The organism is Bacteroides sp. 3_1_23 (genome assembly GCF_000162555.1).
GTDB classification, from domain to species: Bacteria; Bacteroidota; Bacteroidia; order Bacteroidales; family Bacteroidaceae; genus Bacteroides; species Bacteroides ovatus.
On sequence record NZ_GG774949.1, the window covers coordinates 2,677,254 to 2,683,581 of the forward strand.

Here is a 6,328-nt window from a genome sequence, read left to right on the forward strand (position 1 = left end):
AAGAGCAATTTAATAATTTTAGGCACGGATTTAATCCATAAACAGGCTTACAGCGGTAGATTAGAATGTTTCTTAGGAGGATTCGACTGCCGTTTGTTGGCAAGCATCTCGAAACTTCGAATCAACCGCAAACGGGTTACTGCCGGATCGATTACTTCATCCACATATCCCAGTTCCGCCGCCCGGTAAGGATTGGCAAACTTTCCGCGATAATCATCCTGAAGTTCTTTCCGTTTCTCTTCGGGTTTCTCGGCTTTATCTATTTCCTTACGGAAAAGGATATTCACAGCTCCATCCGGTCCCATCACCGCGATTTCGGCGGTAGGGAAAGCAAGATTTACATCTCCACGGATATGCTTGGAACTCATCACATCGTAAGCACCACCGTATGCTTTGCGGGTAATAACCGTCACTTTCGGCACCGTAGCCTCACAATAAGCATAAAGTAATTTTGCCCCGTTACGGATAATTCCGCCATATTCCTGATCGATTCCCGGAAGGAATCCCGGAACATCTACCAGTGTCAGTAAAGGGATATTGAAAGCATCACAGAAGCGGACAAAACGGGCGGCTTTGATAGACGCATTGATATCCAGTGTACCAGCAAGCACCAATGGCTGATTAGCCACCACTCCCACCGTTTTTCCATTCAGGCGGATATATCCCGTCACAATATTCGCAGCATATTCTGCCTGAAGCTCGAAGAAACTATTATCATCAGCCACCGCTTCTATCATCTCTTTTATATTATACGGCTGATTCGGATTGGACGGAATCAAATCTGCCAGTTCCGGAGTCAGGCGAGTCGGCGAATCGCTGGTCGCTACAAACGGAGGCTCTTCCATATTATTCCCCGGCAGATAGGAGATCAATTCACGAATATAATTGATGCACTCAATATCGTTTTCCGCAGAAAGATGGGCTACACCGGACTTTGTCATGTGCACACCTACTCCACCGAGTTCTTCTTTTGTCACTTCTTCCTGTGTCACGCTTCTCACCACATCCGGTCCTGTAATAAACATATAACCGGAGTTTTTCACCATCAAAATAAAATCGGTCAATGCAGGAGAATAAACAGCACCACCGGCACAAGGTCCCATGATTGCGCTAATCTGTGGAATCACTCCGGATGCCATAGAATTGCGCAGGAATATCTCGGCATATCCGGCCAAAGAACGTACTCCTTCCTGAATTCGTGCGCCTCCCGAGTCATTCAATCCGATGATGGGTGCTCCCATCTGCATGGCCATGTCCATCACTTTACAAATTTTCTTAGCGTGCGTTTCCGAAAGAGCTCCTCCAAATACGGTGAAATCCTGTGCGAATACATAAACCAGGCGCTTGCCAATCATACCATATCCCGTCACCACCCCGTCTCCGGCAAATTTCTGCTTTTCCATACCGAAATCGGTACACCGATGGGTTACCAACTTATCCAGTTCGATAAACGAACCTTTCTCCAATAATAAATCGATGCGTTCACGGGCGGTCAGTTTGCCCACAGAATGTTGTTTTTCAATGCGAGCGTCTCCGCCGCCTTTTTCTGCTTTCCTGTTCAGTTCTTCCAGGTTGCTAATAAGCTCTTTCATAGGCTGTAATTATTAAAGTTGTATGTGTGTGTAAAAATAAACAGTAATAAATGAAATCATTGTCATATTGATTACACAAAGGTACTTTTATATAATGAACGCATCATGCGTGGAAATTGTTAGCATTTATGCCTTAAAACATCTTTATCCATTTATTTAGGGAGCTTTTTTTTGCAGGTTGCGACAACAAACTTCTCCGCTTTTCTGTTTATCGCTTATCATTTTTAATAAAACCTATACCCTAACAAAATGAGAACAATTAAAATCTTATTAGCAGCCGGTTTCCTGCTCGTGTTCGGTACAAGTATTCATGCACAGGTACAACGGAATGAAACCTATCTACCCAAATTTGCCATCAAGACCAATGCTCTCTATTGGGCCACTTCTACGCCCAATTTAGGAATCGAAGTGGGATTGGCAAAGAAACTGACTCTCGACATATCCGGTAACTACAATCCGTGGAAGTTTGGTGACGACCGTCAAATCAAACATTGGCTCGTTCAGCCGGAATTACGCTATTGGCTCTGCGAACGTTTCAACGGAAGTTTCTTCGGTTTACACGGACATTACGGAGAAATGAATGTCAGCAATCTGAATATATTCGGAATGGGACATGACCGTTACGACGGCAATCTGTACGGAGCCGGTATTTCCTACGGATATCAATGGATCATAAGCAAACGATGGAGTATGGAAGCTACCATCGGAGTGGGATACGCCCGTCTGGAATATGATAAGTATGCTCGTGGTGACGGAGGTGAAAAGTTGGGACATAACACCCGCAATTATTTCGGTCCGACCAAAATCGGTCTTAGTTTCATTTATGTCATCAAATAATCGAACTCTCTAAAACTTACAATGATGAAAAGAAAACTTATTTATCTATTTATAGCTTTTCAGCCGCCATCCTACCGGCTCATGCACAAAAATTCCTGAACGATGCGCTCACTCTCTCGAACGTATCTTTATGGCAACAAGGTAACTCTCTCTATGTCAGCATGACCTTCGACATGAAGAATCTGACAATAGGTTCCGCCCGAAGTTTAAGCCTTATTCCCCTGCTGACGGACGGGCAGCATAATGTACCCTTGCAAGAAATCATCGTCAATGGTAAAAGACGCGAAAAAGCATATATCCGCAGTCTGGCAATCACTAAGCAAGAACCTACCGCCATTATCGTTCCTTATAATAAAAGGGAAACTTTTAATTATACGCAGGTGATTCCTTACAAACCCTGGATGGCTAATGCCAGTTTGCAACTTGTAGAGAATCTATGCGGATGCGGCAATTATCAGGAAATGAATGCACAGGAACTGATTACCAATGATGTATCTACCGAAGCCAAACGTTTAAGTGCCATGTCTCCTATCATTGCCTATATTCAGCCAACCGTAGAAGTGGTCAAAAACCGTAGCGAACAATATGAAGCTCATCTGGATTTTCCGGTCAACAAATCGGTGATCCTTACCGACTTCATGAACAATCATGCTGAATTGGTGAATATCCATGCCATGTTTGACAAAATACAGAATGACCGGAACCTGACTGTGAAAGGTATCAGTATCAAAGGTTTCGCCTCGCCGGAAGGACCTCTTACCTTCAATGAACAGCTTTCCAAAAAACGTGCGGAAGCTTTGAAGGATTATCTGGTTAAGAACGAAAAAGTGTCTTCCAAACTATATAAAGTGACTTTCGGTGGAGAAAACTGGGATGGATTGGTAAAAGCACTCCAATCTTCTTCGATGAAGGAGAAGGAAACATTCCTGAACATCATCAAAAATACAACTGACGATGCCAAACGTAAACAGGAAATCATGCGTGTAGGCGGCGGAGCTCCTTACCGTAGTATGCTGAAAGAGATTTATCCGGGATTGCGTAAAGTGAACTGCAAGATTGACTATACCGTTGTCAATTTCGATGTTGAACAAGGCCGTATCATTATCCGGGAAAATCCGAAATATCTTAGTCTGAACGAAATGTATCAGGTGGCCAACAGTTATCCGAAAGGCAGCAAGGATTTTGTTAATGTATTCGATATTGCTGTACGCATGTATCCTACTGACGCCGTAGCTAACCTGAACGCAGGAGCCGTCGCATTATCACAAAAGGATTTGGATGCAGCAGTGAAGTTTATGGAGAAAGCCGATCACAATACTGCCGAGTTCATCAACAATACCGGAGTCTACAATTTCCTTAACGGAGACATTAACCGTGCCATGGCCGCATTCGAGCAGGCAGCAAAGCTAGGTAACGAAGCTGCCCTTGCCAACTTAAAACAATTACAACAAATTTTAAGTGTGAAGATGAAATAAACAGAAAAATCTATTTATTCAACCGACCAAAGTGGGGCGTTCGTTTGTTATATCAATAATAAACGACGTTCCACTTTTTAAATCTGATAATTATGACCTTGATCCTTGCTGTTATTCCAGTGTTACTGTTGATTATACTGATGGCATTTTTTAAAATGTCAGGTGATAAAAGTAGTATCATTTCTCTGATTGTGACGATGCTGATTGCTCTTTTCGGCTTCGCTTTCTCGGTAGACAATCTGTTTTACTCCTTTTTATATGGAGCATTAAAAGCTGTCTCTCCTATCTTAATCATTATTTTGATGGCTATTTTCAGTTATAATGTATTGCTGAAAACTGAAAAGATGGAGATTATTAAACAGCAATTCGCTTCTATTTCTACCGACAAAAGTATTCAGGTGTTATTACTGACTTGGGGATTCGGAGGTCTATTGGAAGCTATGGCCGGCTTCGGAACAGCAGTAGCTATTCCAGCGGCAATTCTTATCAGTCTGGGATTCAAGCCTATCTTTTCGGCAACGGTGAGTCTGATTGCCAATAGTGTAGCCACTGCTTTCGGAGCAATCGGAACTCCGGTATTAGTATTGGCCAAAGAAACGAATTTGGACGTATTGCATCTTAGTACGAATGTCGTATTGCAATTATCCGTTTTAATGTTCCTGATTCCGCTGGTTCTACTTTTCCTTACTGACTCCAAACTTAAATCGCTCCCGAAAAATATATTCCTGGCTTTATTGGTAGGCGGAGTCTCTTTAGCCAGCCAATATGTGGCAGCAAAATATATGGGTGCTGAATCTCCGGCCATAATCGGCAGTATTCTTTCTATTATCGTAATCGTTATTTATGGAAAACTTACTGCATCCAAAGAAGAGAAAACACGAAAAAGTCATCTGAAAACGAAAGATATATTAAATGCATGGAGCATTTATTTACTGATTCTGTTTCTGATTATTCTGACCAGTCCGCTCTTTCCGGGATTGCGTCATACTTTAGAGAACAATTGGATTACGAGAATCAGTCTGCCTATCAATGCGTCCACCGTCAATTATACTATTTCCTGGCTGACTCATGCCGGAGTATTGCTTTTCATCGGTACTTTTATCGGTGGATTGATTCAGGGGGCTAAAGTAAAAGATCTGTTCATCGTTCTTTGGAATACCGTGAAGCAGTTGAAGAAAACATTCATTACGGTTATCTGCCTCGTGGGGTTATCTACTATTATGGATAGTTCCGGAATGATCACCGTGATTGCCACAGCACTGGCTACGGCTACCGGAAGTTTATACCCGTTATTTGCTCCGGTTATCGGTTGTTTGGGAACGTTTATCACCGGAAGCGATACATCTTCCAACATCCTTTTCGGAAAGTTGCAAGCAAGTGTGGCTGGGCAAATTCATGTCAGTCCGGATTGGCTGTCTGCTGCAAATACAGTAGGTGCTACAGGGGGTAAGATTATCTCTCCACAAAGTATTGCCATTGCTACTTCTGCCGGAAACCAACAGGGAAAAGAAGGTGAAATACTGAAAGCAGCTATTCCTTATGCTTTAATATATGTGGCGATTACAGGAATTATTGTTTATATTTTCAGTTAATTACCCTAAAATTGAAGAAGATAATAATACTGTTAACAAAGCGTGATAATACTTCCGCTTAACCATTAGATATTAAAACATTTAGCTCGTTTTTGCACGGTTTTGATTCTTTTCACCACAGAGGACACGGAGGACACAGAGGTGAATTTGGTTTATGACTTACGGTTGTGACCCTAATTTTGATGCGTAATCCTCCTACTATAAAGTTGAAAAAATATGAAAACATCTGCCACCTGCAACGAAAAGCGCGTAATGCACTAGTTGATAAATAGTTGGAGCGTTGCAGATACCTGCGGCAGATAGGTTGCAGATAAAGTATCTGCAACACAGTATAAACCTTACATAAGCAAATTCTCCATGAGTGCAGAAGTTTATTGTATACATTAACTTCCCGTTTCCAGGCGGGGAACTGTCGTTTCCGGCATTAGAAATTACAGTTTCCACGGCAGGAAACGAGAGTTTCTAAGGCGGGACACTACAGTTTCTACGTAAGGATTGTACTGTACTGGATTTAGTTGACAACTTCGCTTGTTATACCTAAGTTCGTTTACTCAATATTTTTTAAAACCTAAATAAGTTTACTTGTCCCTTTGTAATTCCTGTATAAGTTGTCATTTTAGATATTTTGCAAAATTATGTATCTTCTCTTATAAGTGCAAGACTTCGGGCTGTAAACTTTCATTAAATAACAAAAACTCTTCGCTCGGGGATCGCCCTAGCGGCAAGGGGCGGGAGCACCCGTCCCGACGAGCGGGACTTCAGCTACCTTTCCACTGCATTTACGAATATATTCCATCGGAGTTCTCATTTGTATGCCTTGATGCGGTCTAAC

At 42.2% G+C, this 6,328-nt stretch carries 3 protein-coding genes and 1 pseudogene; 3 read left to right on the forward strand and 1 reads right to left on the reverse strand.

Translation table 11 applies throughout. The annotated features are described in order from the left end of the window. Nucleotides 1–47: 47 nt before the first annotated feature. Entirely contained in the window at nt 48–1,592 is a 1,545-nt protein-coding gene (locus tag HMPREF9010_RS13705; RefSeq protein WP_004304130.1) for an acyl-CoA carboxylase subunit beta, read from the reverse strand. 249 nt (nt 1,593–1,841) lie between these two features. Here HMPREF9010_RS13705 and HMPREF9010_RS13700 point away from each other — a divergent pair, with 249 nt between their 5' ends. From HMPREF9010_RS13700 to HMPREF9010_RS13690, 3 genes and pseudogenes are all read left to right on the forward strand, one after another. Continuing rightward, entirely contained in the window at nt 1,842–2,429 is a 588-nt protein-coding gene (locus tag HMPREF9010_RS13700) for a DUF3575 domain-containing protein (RefSeq protein ID WP_004300526.1), read from the forward strand. A gap of 24 nt (nt 2,430–2,453) precedes the next feature. Then, a pseudogene (locus tag HMPREF9010_RS13695) lies at nt 2,454–3,904 on the forward strand (DUF3868 domain-containing protein). Between the two features lie 92 nt (nt 3,905–3,996). Beyond that, nucleotides 3,997–5,496 carry an L-lactate permease gene (locus HMPREF9010_RS13690; RefSeq protein WP_008648676.1) on the forward strand — a complete coding sequence of 500 codons (1,500 nt, stop codon included), beginning with the start codon at nt 3,997–3,999 and terminating at the stop codon, nt 5,494–5,496. The last annotated feature ends 832 nt before the right edge of the window (nt 5,497–6,328 follow it).

What these genes read in the sequence shown, in the direction of transcription:
- HMPREF9010_RS13700 (WP_004300526.1), top strand. Translation starts at nt 1,842, where the DNA reads ATGAGAACAATTAAAATCTTATTAGCAGCCGGTTTCCTGCTCGTGTTC.
- HMPREF9010_RS13690 (WP_008648676.1), top strand. Translation starts at nt 3,997, where the DNA reads ATGACCTTGATCCTTGCTGTTATTCCAGTGTTACTGTTGATTATACTG.
- HMPREF9010_RS13705 (WP_004304130.1), bottom strand. Translation starts at nt 1,592, where the DNA reads ATGAAAGAGCTTATTAGCAACCTGGAAGAACTGAACAGGAAAGCAGAA.